A 17,199-nucleotide genomic window follows, 5' to 3' on the forward strand; every position below is an offset into this window, starting at 1 on the left:
CCGCCCCCGCCCCTCTCCCCTCCGTCCCCTCCCGCCGCAGCTGGGAGACCGGACTCTGGGAGACGCTGGCCCGCCGGCAGGCTCGAATTAAGGGCGGCGGGCAGGCCGGACAGCCCGTCGACATCGTCATTCCGGTGTATGGGCACCATGACGACACGCTCCTATGCCTGCACAGCGTCCTGACCTCCACGGTTCGGACACCCTACCGCCTCGTCGTCGTCGATGACGCCAGTCCGGAGCCGGACTTGGCGCGCACCCTGGACTTCATCGCCGGGCTGGGCCTGATCGAACTGGTCCGCAACGAGCGCAACCTCGGCTTCGTACAGTCGGTCAACCGGGGGATGGCCCTGCACCCCGAACGGGACGTCGTGCTGCTCAATTCCGACACCGAGGTGTTCGACGGCTGGCTGGACCGGCTGCACCGCGCCGCCCATCTCGCCCCGGACATCGCCACGGTGACGCCGCTCACCAACAACGGCGAGATTTGCAGCTATCCACGCTTCCGGGCCGACAACAGCGCCGCGCTGGAGATCGGCGACCGCGAACTGGCCCGCCTCGCCGCCGAGGTCAATGACGGCATGGTCGTTCCCCTGCCGACCGGCGTCGGGTTCTGCTTCTACATCAAGCGGGCCTGTCTGGACGACGTCGGGCTGTTCGACGCCGACCGTTTCGGGCGCGGCTATGGCGAGGAGAATGATTTCTGCCTGCGGGCTTCGCAACGCGGCTGGCGGCACCTGCTGGCGGGAGATGCCTGGGTGCGCCACAGCGGCGGTGTGTCGTTCGGAGCGGAGCGGGGCCGGCGGATCGCCGCCGCGCTGGAAACCATCCGGCAGCTTTACCCGCACTATCCGCAGCTGGTCCAGGACTTCGCCGATACCGATCCGCCGCGCCCGCTGCGGGAACGCATCGACGCCGCCCGCTTCCGCCGCCGCTGGCCGGATCGGGCGGTTCTGCTGATCACGCACACTCTGGGCGGCGGCACGGAACGCCACGTCGCCGAGCTGTCGGTGCTGCTGGACCGGCAGGGGATCGGCGTCCTGATCGGCCGTCCCGGCGGACGGGACGGCGAGCTGCTCACCCTGGAGGCCCCCTTCCTGGACTCCGCCCCGAACCTGCCGCGCTTCGACGTCCGCGGATCGTCGGGCGATCTGGCGGACTTCGCCGCCGGCCTCGGCATCCGCCACATCCATGTGCATCATCTCGCCGGCTTCGCCGACCCTTTGATGACGGCGATCCGCAAGGCGTCGCTCGACCACGGACTCGCCTATGATGTGACGGTCCACGACTACATGGCGATCTGCCCGCGCATCAATCTGGTCGATGCGTCCGGCGCCTATTGCGGCGAACCGGGGCCGGAGGTCTGCGCGCGGTGCCTGTCGCAGGGCCGACAGACGGAAAGCGGGAGCGCAAGCGCCGATCCCTCCGGGATTCCAACTTCCGATCCCTCCGGGATCCCGACTTCCGATCCCTCCGAGATCATGAGCTGGCGCAGCCGCCATGCCCGCTTCCTCGGCGGCGCCCGTCGTGTCTTTGCGCCGAGCCGTGACGCCGCCACCCGGATCGCCCGCCATATCCCCGGTCTGCATGTCGTAGTCGTTCCGCATCCCGAACATCTCCGGCTGCCGGCCAGGCCACGGCGGCCGCAGGACCGGGCGGAGTTCCGCCGACGGGTCGCGGTGATCGGCGCCGTCGGGCGCCACAAGGGGGCGGATGTCCTGCTGGCCTGCGCCAGGGACGCGGCCGACCGCGCCCTGCCGCTGGAGTTCGTCGTCTTCGGCCATACCGCCTGCGACGGCGCCCTGAACGCCTGCGGCAACACCCGGATCAACGGCACCTACCGGGAGGAGGAGATCGACGCCCTCCTCCAGGCCCATGATTGCGACGTGGCATGGTTCCCGGCGGTCTGGCCGGAGACCTACTCCTACACGCTGTCCATTGCGCTGAGGAACGGGCTGTTCCCCATCGCCTTCGACCTGGGTGCCGTCGCCGAACGGATCCGGGCGTCGGGATGGGGACGTCTGGTCGCGCTTGGCCGGCGGACGGACCCGGCCTTCCTGAACACCGTCCTGCTCAGCGAAGTCCCCTTGCCGGGCGAACGCGCCATGGCACCGGCGGAAGCGGACGCCATGGCACTGTATTACCGCGGCGTGCCCGCCCTGGAAGAGAAGGCGGACGGGCACGCCGGCATGCGGTGATCGGCAGAATCCCCGGCGTAGCCTCTCAAGCCGCTTCCAGCGCCCGCACCCGCCCGGCCAGCTCCTGCACGGCACGGATCAGCGGAGCCAGCAGTTCGTCATGGCGCAGGCCGAGGCGGCCGGTCTCGGTGTCCTCGATGAACAGCCCCAAATCCACCCCGGCCGCGTCGAGGGCGGCCTTCACGTCCTGGGCGAGCAGACCGGCATGCAGGCGCCTGTGCACCCGCTCGACGGCGGGGGTCAGGACGATGGTTTCCTCCGCCTCGTCGAACAGCGGAACCTCTGCGGTGAGGGGCCGCCCCGCCGTATCGAGAAGCGGCCGTCCTTCGGCGTCGTGCAGGACGGCGGTTTCCGTTTCCGGCCGGTCCTCCTCGACCGTCTCGCGGACGACACGCCAAAGCCCGTCGATGTTGGCCACCGTCTCCCGTTCGACCGTCACCCGCACCGTCCGCGGCCGCTTCACCGGCCGGGTTTCCGTCACGGCCGGACGCCGTTCGTCGAGAAAGCGGAAAACGACCGGCTTCAGCGCTTCGATGAAGCCCAGCCCCAAGGCTTCGGGCAACATGTCCACGTCCCGCTTGTCCCGGGCATCGGAGGTCTGGATGGTCCCGTTCGCCGCCCATACGTCTCCCCATCGGCGGGATGCGGTGCCGAGACCGCCGGCACCGTCGGCGGCCGGCTGGATGCCCGTCGCCGACAGGCTGAGGCCATTGACCATCAGACGGCCGGGTCCGATGACCTCGAGGTTGGTGTTGGCGGACGACGTCGTCCCGCTTTGGATCGCGGCATCGTGGCGCAGATAGATCGCCCAGGACTCCGCCCCCGTGGCGGCGGAGCTGTCGCCGCCCAGCAGGAAGGCGACCTGTTTGGCGGACGAGGCGTTCGACAGCGCCCGCTTCAGGACGATGGGGGCGAAGTTCCAGTTGTAGGTCACGCTCCACTGCGCCATGGCCGTGAAGCTGTTGGTGGTGTCCAGGCATGCCAGCCCGGCCCGCAGGCCATCCACGGTCGTCCGCCGCGTCTGGCCGGACTGCACGATAGGAACGATATCCGCGCCATTGACCGTTGGGGCGGCGGGCAGTTGGGAAATCGGCACCGTCATGGTTCTTACTCCGCTTGCAAGGCCCAACCGTCCTCGCTCATCAGAACGCTACGGTCTTCGGTGGACAGGTAGGCAGGAATGCCGACCGCACGCAGGGCGCCGACCCTGAGGGCGAGCCGCCGGAAGAGGGACATGCGCCTACTCCCGCTCGGACAGATGGAGGGTGCAGTTCTCGACCGCACGAACCGCCGCCAGATGGGTGCGGAGTTCCCGCTTGCCGCCACCCAGGCTCAAATCGAGGTAGAGGCCCGCCGGCAGATAGTGATCGGCGGTGGTCGCCGTCACATCGGGACCCCCGACGGCGAAATGGAGCGGACCATCGGAGACCAGGCTGACGATGCAGGTTCCAGAGGAAAAGGGACCGATCCGCGTGGAGGTGGCGGTGACCGGCAGGTGAAAGGCACCACCCGGCCGGAAACCGAGCACGGGGACCGGAGCGCCATCGTCGTCACGGGGCATCTGGGTGGAGAGCGGCATGATGCACCTCGGAAAGGAAAGGATTGAAGGATTGCACCCAAATCAAGAAGGACCAAAAGCTCACAAATGGGTTTATATTCCGAAGGCGAGGCATGGTCAAGCTTCCGCTTCCCATAACGAACGGGGCGGTGGCGGGATGCGGAAAGAGGACACGACGATGCACGCTCCAGGGGGCATCCCCGGAACGTGCATCGTCACCGATCTATCCGGATGGCCTGCGGTCCCAACCTGTCGGGACCGGAAAGTCCGGCGGCGTCGACCGCCGTTTCAGCCGCCTTCAGCTCACCGTTTCGGCCGTCGGCATGTGGCGCAGCACACGGGCGGCGACATCCTCGGGCAGGTCGGGCGACATCAGGTGCAGCGGGTTCGATTCCATCAGACCGCTGGCGGTCACCCGGCTGGTGATCTTCGGGAAATAGGTCTGCTCCAGATCGACCGGAACGACGAAGACCGCAGGACCGGCGGATTCGAACAGCTCGGTGAAGGCCGCTTCCTTCCCGGTGAAGCCGGCAGGCAGTTCCAGGCACGGAATGCCATAGGCCTGGCTCAGCACGGACCAGTTCGGCAGGCCGAGTCCGGTCTTGCTGTCGCAGCCCACATAACGCCCGCCGAAATAGTTGCGCTGGGTCATGCGGATCGAGGCGTAGCCCTCGTTGGCGAAGATGAAGACCTTCAGGTTCAGCGCATTGACCGCGACCGTCCCCAGCTCCTGCAGGTTCTGGGCGAAGCCGCCGTCACCTTCGATCAAAACGACCCGCCGGTCCGGGTGGGCCAGGGCGGTGCCGATGGCGCCGCTCAGCCCGTAGCCCATCGACGCGAGGCCCTTGTTGGTGATGATGATCTGGCCCTTCTTCTGCGCGAAGGTCTGCATCATGACGGTGAAGGCGCCGCCGCTGCTGCAGGGAATGACCACGTCGGTGCCATGGCACAGATCCGACAGGCTTTCGCAGAAATCATAGGGTGACAGGAAGCCGGGCGCCGTGATGTTGCAGGCCTCGTTCAGCGGCAGGATCTCCGTCACCTCGCGGCAGAACTCCTGCCATGGGCCATAGGACGGCAGCCCGTCCAGAGCCGACAGGCCATCCAGGACGGCATCGGCATCCCCGGCGACCGGCAGGTCGACACGCGGATGACCCTTGGCCAGTTCGGCCGGATCGATGTCCACCTGGACCACGCGGGCGAGCGGCGCGAAGGACTGCCAATTGAAGCCGGTCTGCTGCATGCCCAGCCGCGTCCCCAGCGCGATCACCAGGTCGGACTGCTGCTGCAGGATGTTGGCCGGGCGCTGTCCCCAGGTGTTGGGACGGCCGAAATAGAGCGGGTGGTCGGCCGGGACGCGATCCATCCCGTTCCAGGTGGTCAGCAGCGGCACGCCCAGCCGGCCGAGCGCCGTCAGGCAGCGGTCCATCGCCGTACGCGACACGCCGCCGCCGATCAGCAGGACCGGCCGTTCGGCTTGCCGCAGCAGCGCCGCGATTTCGGCGATGGCGGGGGCGAGATCGGCCGCCGGTACCGTCTGCGGCTCGCCGGCGGGGGTGCTGCGCGACAGCGCCTCGGCCTCGGCCTCGGTCAGGGAGCGGCCCTGGACGTCCAAACAGAATTCCAGGAAGACCGGACCCTTGCGGCCGTTCGCGCCCGTGCCGATGGCGGCTTCGAAGCGCGCACGGTCCCAAATATCCTCGACCCGTTCCGAAAGCACCGACACCGGCTTGGCGAGCGCCACGCCGTCGATCTCCTGAATGCCCCGCTGGCGCAGGCCGCCGGTGGCGAGGTCGGTGGTCTTCACCTGACCGCCCAGCACCAGCAGTTCGCGGCTTTCCAGATAGGCGCCGCCGAAGGCCGTCAGGATGTTGGTCAGGCCGGGGCCGGCCGTCACCAGGGCAAGGGCCTTCTCCCCCGTCCCCGTCCGGCTTTCATTGAAATACTCGGCGGCGACGCCGGCAGCCACCTCGTGCACGGTGGCGACGCACCGCATTCGGCGGCTCAGGCTCTCCACCAGATGCATGATGTTGCCACCGGCAACGAAGAAGCAGTGCGTATAGCCGAGATCGACCAGCCAGTCGGCAATCAGGTCGCTGTACTTCAACGGAAAATCTCCCGGATGACGCTGTCGTTAGCGGCGATGATCGCGGCGTCGATAGCCGCATTTCGCGGAAACTGAGGCCGGCTCAGGCGCCCCTCGGCGTCGGGCAGGACCATGACGTAGGCGTCGCGCAGATGCTTCTTGTCCGAGGCGAAGGCCGCCAGGAAGCGTTCGGCCGAAGCGTCGCGCAGCGTCTCCTCCAGACCGTCGACGGTCAGGAGCAGGCCGGTCGTATAGTCACGCAGACGGGCGATCCGGGTTTCGCCCGCCGGACCGATCAGCCCCTTCGACCGGGCGAAGGCGAAGGCCGCCATCATGCCGACACCGACGGCAACCCCGTGATTGATCCGGAAATCGACAGCCGATTCCAGCGCATGACCGAAGGTGTGGCCGAAATTCAGGAGCAGCCGTTCGTTCCGGTCGAACTCGTCCACCTCGATGAACCATTTCTTCGACAGAAGGCTGGTGCGGATCGCCGCGGTCAGGGCGGCGGGGTCCGTCCCGGCCCGGGCGGCGGCGTCGAGGAAGGCGTCGAGCGCTTCGTCACCGCGGGCGAAGCAGATCTTGGCCGCTTCCAGCAGACCACCGGCGCGCTGATCGGGCGCCAGCGAGGCGACGAAGGTCGGGTCGATGTGAATGCGCTTGGGCGGATGGAAGTTGCCGGCGAGGTTCTTGTACCCGGCCACATTGATGGCCGATTTGCCACCGATGCAGGAATCCACCATGCCCAGCAGGGTCGTGGGGAAATAGACCCAGTCGATCCCCCGCATGTAGACCGACGTGGTGAAGGTCGTCAGATCCTGCACGATGCCGCCGCCGACGGCGGTCGCCACGTCCTTGCGGCTGACACCCATGCGGCGCAGTTCCGCGATCAGCCCGGCGCAGGTTTCGATGGTCTTGTTGTGCTCCGTCGCCTCGACCGGCAGCAGGCGGTCGCCGGCCAGCGGGGCGAAACGTTCGGCGAAGCGCGCGTCGCAGATCAGCGGGGCGCCGCCCTCCGCCCCGCCTCTGTCGGCCATGTGCCGGTCGAAGCTTCCCGCTTCGATCACCACCTCGTAGTCGCCACGGGACGAGGTGATCGTGAAGCGATCGGACTCAGAGGATACGGCCATGGCGGAACCCAAGATCGACGGCAACCGACTGGCCGGTCACCCCGTGATTGTCGGACGAGCAGAGCCAGTGGATGGTGCTGCACACATCCTCCAGCCCGACCAGGCGGTTGAACAGGGTGGCTGACGACACCGCATCGATCTGTTCGGGCGACAGGTTGGCACGGGTCATCGGCGTGTCCACCACGCCCGGCAGCACCGCATTGACCAGATGGCCGTCCTGTCCCAGATCGACCGACGCGGCGTGGACGATGCCCTGCACGGCGGCCTTGGAGACGGTGTAGCTGTACTTGTTCTGGCGCGCGATGGACTGCCAGATGGAACTGACCACGCAGAAGCGCGCGCCGCGTTCGACCACCATCTTGCGGGTCAGCAGCGCATTCATGGTCTTGGTGATGAACACGCAGTTGGCCATCAGCAGCTCGATATGGCGGTCGATGTCGAGCGTGTAGAGGCTGTCGTTGACGTTGGCGCCCTGCGCCCACACCACGGCGTCGTAGGGTCCGCCGGCCGCCAGGGAGGCATAGTCCGGATCGGGCGCGAACGGGTCGAAGACCGTGATCGGCACGGCGTCGGCCGACACGGCGCTCGGCCCCACCGGCCCACTGGATCCGGAAGCGGGGGATGGTGGCATTGCCCGGCGTCCCGTTGCCGTCACTGCCCAACCGCGCCGATGGAAATAGGACGCGGCGGCGGCGCCGATGACGCCGCTGCCGCCGAACACCAGAACGGAAGAACCGCTCATCGCCACAGGCCTCCCGCTCTCCGGGAGGCCGGGTTTCGTTCACTCCCCACTCAGCACCTTCCAGCGGCTTTCCAGCATGTTGATGCGGCGGGCGTCCTCTTCATAGATGGAGCCGTAATATTCGCGCTTGTTGAGCAGCCACAGCAGTTCGAACTTCACCGCCTGCAGCAGGCCGTCCTTGACGCCGCGCTCGTTGACGGCGTCGCCGCGGAAGATGACCTTGCGGGTTTCAAAGCGGGTCAGGTGCTCGCCCTGGATCCGGTTCAGGATGTCCAGGCTGTCCATCGACACGCCGCCGCCCACCACGATGTCGAGGTCGGCGCCCTTGCAAGCCCGGCTGGTTTCCAGCGCGTACCGGGTGACCTGGTCGCTGTTGATGGCGTCGCGGCTCAGCCCCATGGACTGCGCGAAATCGACGCGGCCGAAGACGAGTCCATCGATGCCGCCGGGGCCCTTGGCCACCTCGATCATGCGGGGCAGAACTTCGAAGGCGTTGATCGTCTCGATGTTGATGAGAAAATCGGTGTCTTCCTGCTCATCGCTGCGGAAGACAAGGTTCTTCGCATCGATGAACTTGCTCAAGGCGTAGGCGGACTCCACCATCGGCGCAATGATGTACTCGACGCCGAACTGACGGGCTTCGAGGAGATCGCGGATTGCTTCGCAACCTCCGATTTTCAGGGCGAGTTTCAACCCAGCCTTGCGGGTGATTTCCACAAGGCGAAGCAGTTCATCCGTGCGTGTGCCTTCCGCCTCGAACTCAGCCTTGACGCCGCAATACCCGAAATCGTCACGGCCACGCTTGAGGATGTCAAGCATCTCACGTTCACGCTTATTCATCGCCATCTCCAGAAGATAACGCCAACCAGTAAACAAATCCGGACACCTATATGCATAAACGCAAATAAATATCCGTTCTCTTTTTCGCAAACTTCATCAAAGGCACGTCGATCTATTTATCACCAACTATGGCGACTATAAACCTTTATGCGTGACCTGACGCGCGCCTTTCCGCAGAGTGGAATACCGCGAACGCTTATCGCCGGAGGTTAGAGACCACCTTTTCCTCAGTCAAGCGATAATAAAATTTAAAATTTGTAACGCAACTCCTTATCATCTTTAAACTGTTTGAATCATAAGCTTTGGTGTATTCGATAAAAAATCTTCCCGTGCGACAAAATAACCAAGTGCATCCACATGATTTCTTTGGCTACTTACCACAACCACAACCGCAAGATGGCCAGTCGGGCCGAGCGTTTGTTGAAAATTATAATTTGCGAATTTCTTCAGAGCCATACAGCGCTCCGCGCTGCTTTCCCCCCGTAATCACTCTGCATAGATTGCAGTAAATTTTGTTACTTTCTATAACTTTGGCAATATTTTTCGTGCTCGCAACCTAGAATTATGCACTAGACTGTTTGGTCAGGTACATGCTAGCAAGCGGCCCCATATAGCGTACAGATGGACGCATGGTGAGCGAGTCGATCAAGCAATCCCCGGCTTCCTTGATGTTTTCCATGCATTTTCCATCACAGGGGGTTTCAGGGCCGAATGCCAAGGGCATCACGCCTGTACGCTCTTAGTATATTTCTCTCTGCCTGGAATAGTATTTTGCGGTTATTTATTGCTTTTCTCCGCCTTGCTTCCTTATTACACGGTAAGTCCTGAAGAGCTGGAAGAGGATGCCAGAAATGGGTGCCGCTGATCTTGAGCGTTCCGAAGCGGAAGCGCTGCGCCAACAGATCCTCGATCTGGTCGCGCGGTATGCGGAGCTTGCGCATGCCCCGAAGAGTTTCGTGCCGGGCAGCTCGCCGGTGCCTGTGTCCGGCAAGGTCTATGGCGCACACGAGATGCAGCTTCTCGTCGACAGTTCGCTGGATTTCTGGCTGACCACCGGCCGCTTCAACGACCAGTTCGAGGAGCGGCTGTCCCGCTTCCTCGGCGTCCGCCATACCCTGACCTGCAATTCCGGTTCGTCGGCCAACCTGCTGGCGGTCACGGCCCTGACCTCGCCGCTGCTGCGCGACCGTGCGCTGAAGCCGGGGGATGAGGTCATCACCTGCGCCACCGGTTTCCCCACCACCGTCAACCCGCTGATCCAGAACGGGCTGGTGCCGGTGTTCCTGGACGTCGACATCCCGACCTACAACATCCGCGCAGACCAGATCGAGGCGGCGCTGAGCGAGCGCACCCGCGCCATCGTCGTCGCCCATACGCTGGGCAACCCGTTCGATCTCGGCACCATCATGGACGTCGCCCGCCGCCACAACCTGCTGGTGGTCGAGGATTGCTGCGACGCGCTGGGTGCCCGCTACGACGGCAAGCTGGTCGGCACCTTCGGCGACGTCGGCACCCTCAGCTTCTATCCGGCCCACCATATCACCATGGGCGAGGGCGGCGCCGTCTTCACCCAGGGCAGCTCCATCAAGCGCGCGCTGGAATCCTTCCGCGACTGGGGCCGTGACTGCTGGTGCCCGCCCGGCAAGGACAACACCTGCGGCAAGCGGTTCGACCGTCAGCTGGGGACGCTGCCCTGCGGCTACGACCACAAGTACACGTACAGCCATCTCGGCTACAATCTGAAGATCACGGACATGCAGGCCGCCGTCGGGCTGGCCCAGATGGACCGGCTGGAAGACTTCATCGCCGCCCGCAAGCGCAACTTCGCGCTTCTGAAGGAAGGGCTGGCCCCCCTGGCCGACCGCCTGATCCTGCCGGAGGCGACGCCCAACTCCGATCCGTCCTGGTTCGGCTTCCCCATCACGGTGGCCGAGGGCGCCCCCTTCACCCGTGACGAGCTGGTCCGTCATCTGGAGAGCAACCGCATCGCCACCCGCCTGCTGTTCGGCGGCAACCTGCTGTGCCAGCCCTACATGAAGGGCCGCAACTATCGGGTCTTCGGATCCACCGAGAACAGCGACCGGGTGATGAACGGAACCTTCTGGATCGGTCTGTTCCCGGGCCTGGGCGAAGCGCACATCGCCTACATGCTGGACGTCATCACCGCCTTCGCCAGCCGCTGAGGCGCCGACTGCCATCATGCCGCCCCGCCTGACCATCCTCGTTCCGACCTATGGGCGCGCGGAGTTCCTGCGCGGTCTGCTGGCCCGGTTGGGAACGCAGATCGCCCGGCTTCCCGCCGGGACGGTCGAACTGCTGGTCAGCGACAACCACTCCGCCGACCACACGCCGATGGTTCTGGCGGCGGCGGGGCGGTCCTTCCCGTTCCTGCGCGTCGTGTCCCCTCCCCGCCACGTCCCGTCGGCGGAGGAGAACCTCGCCTTCGCTCTGCCCTACTGCCGGGGGGAGCATGTCTGGCCGTTCGGCGACGACGACGAGCCGGAGGACGGGGCCGTCGCGCGCGTCCTCGATCTTCTCGCCGCATACCGGCCGGATGTTCTCGTCCTCAATCCACGCCTGATCGCGGCGGACGGCGCGCCGATCCGCGACCGTGCGGTGAAGATGCGCCAGCCGGTCCTGGACTGGTCCTTCGACAGGCTGGTCGCCGCCATCGGCTTCAAGGGGCTCGCCGCCTGCTTCACCGCCATGGTTATGGCGCGTGCGCCGCTGGACGCCGCCGATTGGACCGGGCACCTGAAACGTTCGCCGATCTACGCCCATGTCGCGCTGTTCCTGGACGCCTTCCATGGCCGGCGATGCGTGATGGTGGACGAACCGCTGGTGTCGGCGCGCCAGGGCGGCACCGGGATGGAGGAATTCCGGCGCTTCGCCGCGGCGGCCGAGGTGCCGCTGCTGCACCCGTGGGTCGGCGGCCTGCTGCGCCATCTTCACGCGCTGACCGTACGGGGCGTCGTGCCGCCCGACTTCCCCGGCCGGGTGGTGGAGCCGGAAGCCGACAGGCGCGTGCGCCTGCTGCCCTACATCCTGATCAAGGCATGCGAACAGCTGTGCCTGTGGCTGGACGGCCGGCAGCCCTCCCAGTCCTTGAGCGCGGAGGACGTCGACCTGCTCGGCACCGTGTTGGCCTCGGGAACCTGGGTGGAGCGGGAAACCGGGCGGCGGCTGCGCGAAACCGCCACGGTCGTCGCGTCGCTTCTGCCGTCGCCGGCCCATCCCGGCCTTTCGGCCGCCCATGCGCTGGAGTTGCTGACGGCGGACGAACGGGCGGCGTTCGAAGCGCCGCTGGCCGGCTGGGCACGGGACCGCATCGCCGCGGCGGTGGCCACGCAGGACCCGCGGTGGCTGACCCGGACTGCAGACTACCGGACGGCGACCGGTCTCCTCGACATCCTGGGCGGCAGCGGGCGGAACGCCGCGCCGGCCAAGGCCGAAGCGGCCCCGACCCTCGCCGGGCTTCTGGCGACGGTGCCGCCGCCGGTGGCCGCGGCAGCCGCCGATGCTCTGGCGGCGGCGCTGCGCCATCGCACCGAAGGGTTGGCGGCGGGCATCGAGGCCCGCATCGACCCGGCATCGCAGGCCGGCTGCTGGTCGACACGCGACGGCTACGAGATCCTGCCGCTGGGCGGCGTGATGGTGGGGGTTCGGGGCGACCATGCCCTGACGGCGTCCGACATCGACAACCTGGATTGCATCGATCCGGCCGGCCGCGGTTCCGCCATCCTGGTGGCCGACGGCGAGGCCGCCCTGTACCGGCTGATCGCGGAACAGCCCGCGCCGGGCGATGCGCCGGACGCGGAACTCTTCCTCGGCTACCGGCTGTCGCTGTGGCGCGGCCGGCATGTGGCCGTTCCGGTGGAGGGCGGCGCGGCCGGCGACGGAGACGACGGCTCGCTGAGCGGTTCGCTGAGCATCATCGGCGACCGCACGCGGCTGCGCGCCGCCGTCCTGGCGGCGCGGCGGGCCGCCGATCCCGCCTCCACCAGCCTGGAGGACGCGCGCGCGCGCATCGCCGCCGCCTACCGGCCGGAAGAACTGCTGAACGTCTTCGACGCCGACTGGTATCGCACCGCCAACCCCGGCGTCGATCTGCGGATGCGGCAGTTGGGATGCGATGCCCTGACCCATTTCTGCGTCGAGGGCAGCGCCGCCGGCCTCAGCCCCGGCATCTGGTTCGATGAAGGCTGGTACCGCATCACGCATCCGTTGGTGGCGCGCGGCATCGCCGAAGGAGCCTGGGACAGCGGCCTGCACCACTGGCTTGGGCTGGGACGTGCATTGGGACTGAGCCCGATCCTGTGGTTCGACGCCGATGGCTATTGCGCCGCCCATCCGGAGGTGATGGCCGCCATATCATCGGGACAGTTCGCCTCCCCCCTCGACCATTACCGGATGATCGGGGCGGCGCAGGGCTGGCGGCCGTTCGACCTGTTCGACCCGGCTTGGTATGTCGAGACCTATGCGGATGCGGCGGAGGCGGTCGCGCGCGGACAAAGTCCGCTGGAGCATTTCCTGCGCCATGGCCGGGCCGCCGGCCATGGCGTCGGCCCCGACTTCGACGATCATTTCTATCTCGCGACGAACCCGGACGTGGCCGAGGCCATCGCCCGGGGCGGCGTCACCGGCGCCCTTCAGCACTGGCTGCAGTTCGGCCGGCAGGAAGGCCGCCGCGGCGGTCGGGTGCCGCGTCTGGCCCGGCTTCGCGGGCGTGCCGCGACGAACCCCTCGGGCGACCACCCCGGCGCCGGCAGGGCAGGAGCAGGCACGCCATGAGCATCACCACCTCCCCTTTTCCGATCCCCGCCCTGCACCCGTCGATCGCCGCCGCGCTCGCCGCGCAGGAGCGGCCGGTCGTCGTCATCGGCGGCGGCGGATGGATGGGGCAGGCCATCCTGCACATGATCGGCTGCAGCGCAGAGACCAGCGACCTGCCGTCACGGCTGCATGTGTTCGGGTCGGCGGCGCGAACGATGCCGCTGCCGGGCGGGCGGTCTGTCGAGGTGCGCCCGCTGTCCGAACTCGGCGATTTGCGGGTGGAGGCGCCGCTGGTGCTCCACCTCGCCTTCCTGACCAAGGACAAGGTCGACGGCCTGTCGCCGGACGCCTATGAGCGCGGCAACGCCGCCATCGCCGACACCGTCGCAGGCTGGCTGGAGACGGTACGGCCAGCCGGCCTGGTCCTGCCCTCCTCCGGCGCCGTGTACGGAGCCATGGGAAATGCGGCCCTCTCCAATCCCTACGGCGCGCTGAAGCTGAAGGACGAGGATCGCTTCACCGCCCTGGCGGAGCGCCGGGGATTCCGGGTGGCGATCGGTCGGGTGTTCAACCTGTCCGGCCCCTTCATGAACAAGCTGCCCCTTTATGCGCTGGGGTCGATCCTGGCCGCGCTGATCGACGGCCGGCCGGTGGTCCTGCGGGCCCCGCACAACGTCGTCCGCGCCTATACCCATGTCGGCGACGCCCTGAATCTGATGATCGCCGAGGCCCTGGCACCGGGCGACGGGGCCAGCCTGTTCGACGTGGCCGGGCTGGAACCGGTCGAGGTCGGGGAGTTGGCCCGGCGTTGTGCCGCCCTGCTTGGCCGGATCGGCATCCCGATCGAACGGCCGCCCCATGACCCGGGGCGGGAAGACCGCTATCTGGGCGATCCGGCCCCCTGGCGGCGGCTGGCCGGCCGGCATGGGATCACGCTCAGCCCGCTGGATGCGCAGATCCTCGACACCGCCGCCTATGTCGCGGCGCTGCCCCCGGATGAAAGGCGCGCGGCATGACCGACGATCACGTCGCCGGCCGCCTGACCGGCCAGTTGAACGAGGTGCTGAAGGCCGTTCCCGATCCGCAGCGGGGATTGCCGGAGCCGGTGTTCGACTTCGCCCTGAAGATCACGCCGATGGTCAACGTCGATCTGCTCGTCCGCGACGGCGAAGGGCGCAGCCTGCTGGCGTGGCGCGAGGACGACTGGGGCCGGGGATGGCACATCCCCGGCAGCATCATCCGCGTCGACGAACCGGTGGCCCGGCGCATCGCCGCCTGTGCCGAGGCCGAATTGACCGCGACGGTGGAGGCCGACGGCGCCCCCCTGGCGATGACGGAATTCCGCACCGCCCGCGGCCATTTCTTTTCTCTTCTTTTCCTTTGCCGGCTGACCGGTCCGATCCGGAACACGGCTCTTCTGACTCAGTCTCCTCCCCGTCCCGGCGCCCTCGCCTGGCATCGGGGTGTGCCGGACCGGCTGTATCCGGCGCACACGGTCTATGAAGCCTGGTTGTCGGGGTCCGAGCTTCCGCCCGGACCGGTTTTCCGTTTCACCCTCTGAATTTCCGGAACACGCCATCATGGCTCCCCGTCTGACGATCCTGGTACCGACCTTCCAACGCGCATTTTTCGTAAATTTTGTTCTCCATCGATTGATCGAAAGCGTTGCCTACGCCCAGGCCGACGATGTCGAGATCCTGGTGTCGGACAACCGCTCCACCGACGGCACCCAGGAGGTCGTTGCCGGGTTCCTCGGCCAATACGACTTCATCCGCTACTATCGCCAACCCGAACATTACGCATCGGGTGAGGAGAACATCTTCACGGCGCTTCCGCAGTGCCGGGGCGAGTTCGTCTGGACCTTTTCCGACGACGACATCCCCGAAATCACCGCCGTCGCCGAGATCCTGAAGGTCTTGGACCGCAAGCGCCACGACTTCATCCTGATGAACCCGCGGCTGGTGTCCACCAGCGGCGAGACGCTGGCCGAATCCATCGTCCCGATGAGCCGGCCGGAACTGGAACTGTCGATCCGGGAGCTGATCTCGCAGTTGGGCATGATCAACCTGTCCTGCTGCTTTTCAGCGGTGGTGTTCCGGCGCTCCTGCCTGGAGGCGGTCGACTGGCGCGCCTACATGGAGCAGTCGCCGATCTACTCGCACGTCGTCATGTATTGCGAGGCCTTCAAGGACCGGTCCTGCCTGTTCCTGTCGAAGCCGCTGCTGCGCTACCGCATCGCCGGCACCGAGGAAGATGCGTGGAAGACCCGCTCGGCCCTGCTGAAGAAGCCGCTGCGCTTCCCCTGGTCGGTCGGCCTGGTCCGGCTGCTTCGCCATGCCCAGCAACGCGGGGCCCTGCCGCCCGATTTCCTGCACGGCGTGGTGGAACGCGACCTCGAAGGCTGCTTCCTGCTCGACGAATACGTGCTTTGGCAGCTGACCGACCAGATCCTGATCTGGGTCGAGAGCGGCCGGGAGTACGAGGCGGTGACGACCGACGATATCGCCGCCTACATGACCGTATACGGCGCCGGCGAGCAGCCGATGCTGGACTCGCTGTACAAGCTTCGCGCCGCGGTCCAGCTGTGGAGCGCCACCACGGCATCGACGGCCAGAGCGGGCCGGCCGACAACGGTCGGCGACGTTCTCGACGCACTGCCGCCCGAACTGTCCGCAAAGGCCAGAACCCAGATCCGGGCCGGGATCGAGCGGATCGTCTCCGAGGTCCGCCAGCGGCTGGATGCCCGCAAGGTGGTGCGGCGCCTGGGGACGCAGGACGACTACACGCTGTATCGGGTGGTCAACCGCCATGTCGCCGTCCACCGCATGCTCGACGGCATCAACCTGACTGCGGTCGACCTCAAGGAGGCGTCACCCTATCTGTTGATCGCCAACTCGCTGGTCGCCCTTCAGCAGCGTCTGCCGCAACAGGCCGGCGCCGGCAGTGGCGACGACGAGCATGAGGGATACCGGCTGGTAAAGCGGACGTCGGATTGGGTCGCCGTACAGGCGGGAATGGACGGGCTGGACGCCAAGACCCTGCCGGCGGCCGAATGCCCGCCGCTGTTCTACATCGCCGGCGACCGGGAATCCCTGCGCGCGCGGATCGGCAGCAGCACCGAACGGCGTCGGCTGGCCGCGATCGACGCGGAGACGCTGAGGCGGGAACGTGGCAAGCCGGTGGACGCCGCCGCCCTGACGGCCGAGGCTACCTCCTATTTCGATGAGGCCTGGTACCTGGAGCATTACCCGGACATCCGCGCCGGCATCGCTGCAAAGCGCTGGAAGGACGGACTGGCGCATTTCCTCCAGGAAGGGGTGGTGAAGGGCTACAACCCTTCGCCTTTCTTCGACGAAGCCTCGTACCGCCACCTGTACCCGGCGGTGTCCCAGTTCATCGCCGCCGGCGGCTGGGCGTCTTCCTTCGTCTTCTGGCTCCATGTCGGCCGGCGCAGCGGTTTCCCACCGTCCTGCTTCTTCGACGAGGCTTGGTACCGCGCCCGCCACCCGGACGTCGCCGCCCAGGTTGCCTCCGGCGAACTGCGCAGCGGATTCGATCATTACCTGCATTCCGGCTGGCGCGAAGGGCGCCAGCCAGCCGACTGCTTCGACCCAGCCTTCTACCTGAAGGCCGCCGAGCAGGCCGGTCTCCTGGCCGACGGCGCCGCTCCCGTCGACGCCTTCCGCCATTATCTGGCGGTGGGCCAGCAGCGCGGACTGTCGCCCGGCCCTCTGTTCGATGAGCAGGGTTATCTGGCGCGCAACAGGGACGTCGCCGACGCGGTTGCCGCCGGACACTATCGCAGCGGCTTCCATCACTGGCTGGCTTCCGGCCGGGCCGAGGGCAGGCCAGCGGCCGGGCAGGGCCGCTCATGA

Annotated in this window: 13 protein-coding genes; 6 read left to right on the forward strand and 7 right to left on the reverse strand. The window is 66.9% G+C overall.

Annotated elements, in window-relative coordinates:
* Window positions 1-2,195, forward strand: a 2,195-nt coding sequence (locus tag TSO5_RS03035; RefSeq protein WP_146203665.1) for a glycosyltransferase, incomplete at its 5' end; no start/stop codon positions are given.
* Between the two features lie 25 nt (window positions 2,196-2,220).
* Here TSO5_RS03035 and TSO5_RS03040 read toward each other — a convergent pair.
* The 7 genes from TSO5_RS03040 to TSO5_RS32540 form a co-directional block, all read right to left on the reverse strand.
* A complete protein-coding gene (locus TSO5_RS03040; protein ID WP_109150181.1) occupies window positions 2,221-3,297 on the reverse strand; it encodes a tail fiber domain-containing protein in 1,077 nt (358 codons plus the stop codon).
* A gap of 138 nt (window positions 3,298-3,435) precedes the next feature.
* The gene (locus TSO5_RS03045; RefSeq protein WP_109150182.1) at window positions 3,436-3,774 is read right to left on the reverse strand and encodes a hypothetical protein; all 339 of its coding nucleotides are present in this window, start codon (window positions 3,772-3,774) and stop codon (window positions 3,436-3,438) included.
* A gap of 277 nt (window positions 3,775-4,051) precedes the next feature.
* Window positions 4,052-5,860, reverse strand: a complete 1,809-nt coding sequence (locus TSO5_RS03050; protein WP_109150183.1) for a thiamine pyrophosphate-binding protein — start codon at window positions 5,858-5,860, stop codon at window positions 4,052-4,054.
* Window positions 5,857-6,969, reverse strand: coding sequence for a 3-dehydroquinate synthase family protein (locus tag TSO5_RS03055; RefSeq protein WP_109150184.1), 1,113 nt, complete (start codon window positions 6,967-6,969; stop codon window positions 5,857-5,859). The genes TSO5_RS03050 and TSO5_RS03055 overlap by 4 nt, the downstream gene beginning before the upstream one ends.
* Window positions 6,953-7,711, reverse strand: a complete 759-nt coding sequence (locus tag TSO5_RS03060) for an SDR family oxidoreductase (protein WP_109150185.1) — start codon at window positions 7,709-7,711, stop codon at window positions 6,953-6,955. The genes TSO5_RS03055 and TSO5_RS03060 overlap by 17 nt, the downstream gene beginning before the upstream one ends.
* Before the next feature lie 39 nt (window positions 7,712-7,750).
* Entirely contained in the window at window positions 7,751-8,557 is an 807-nt protein-coding gene (locus TSO5_RS03065) for an aldolase/citrate lyase family protein (RefSeq protein ID WP_247870564.1), read from the reverse strand.
* 273 nt (window positions 8,558-8,830) lie between these two features.
* Entirely contained in the window at window positions 8,831-9,007 is a 177-nt protein-coding gene (locus TSO5_RS32540) for a hypothetical protein (protein ID WP_158282333.1), read from the reverse strand.
* A gap of 395 nt (window positions 9,008-9,402) precedes the next feature.
* Between TSO5_RS32540 and rfbH the strand changes: the two genes are divergently transcribed.
* Genes rfbH through TSO5_RS03090 form a run of 5 tightly spaced genes read left to right on the forward strand, consistent with a single transcriptional unit; the run spans window position 9,403 to window position 17,199 of the window.
* The gene (rfbH, locus tag TSO5_RS03070) at window positions 9,403-10,734 is read left to right on the forward strand and encodes a lipopolysaccharide biosynthesis protein RfbH (RefSeq protein ID WP_109150187.1); all 1,332 of its coding nucleotides are present in this window, start codon (window positions 9,403-9,405) and stop codon (window positions 10,732-10,734) included.
* A 16-nt stretch (window positions 10,735-10,750) separates the two neighbouring features.
* On the forward strand, window positions 10,751-13,342 hold the full coding sequence (locus tag TSO5_RS03075; RefSeq protein ID WP_109150188.1) for a glycosyltransferase: 2,592 nt from the start codon (window positions 10,751-10,753) through the stop codon (window positions 13,340-13,342).
* Window positions 13,339-14,340 carry an NAD(P)-dependent oxidoreductase gene (locus TSO5_RS03080; protein WP_109150189.1) on the forward strand — a complete coding sequence of 334 codons (1,002 nt, stop codon included), beginning with the start codon at window positions 13,339-13,341 and terminating at the stop codon, window positions 14,338-14,340. Before TSO5_RS03075 ends, TSO5_RS03080 begins: the two co-directional genes overlap by 4 nt.
* The gene (locus TSO5_RS03085; protein WP_109150190.1) at window positions 14,337-14,885 is read left to right on the forward strand and encodes an NUDIX hydrolase; all 549 of its coding nucleotides are present in this window, start codon (window positions 14,337-14,339) and stop codon (window positions 14,883-14,885) included. Before TSO5_RS03080 ends, TSO5_RS03085 begins: the two co-directional genes overlap by 4 nt.
* A 19-nt stretch (window positions 14,886-14,904) precedes the next feature.
* The gene (locus TSO5_RS03090; RefSeq protein ID WP_158282334.1) at window positions 14,905-17,199 is read left to right on the forward strand and encodes a glycosyltransferase family 2 protein; all 2,295 of its coding nucleotides are present in this window, start codon (window positions 14,905-14,907) and stop codon (window positions 17,197-17,199) included.

The organism is Azospirillum sp. TSO5, assembly GCF_003116065.1.
Classification (GTDB): Bacteria; Pseudomonadota; Alphaproteobacteria; order Azospirillales; family Azospirillaceae; genus Azospirillum.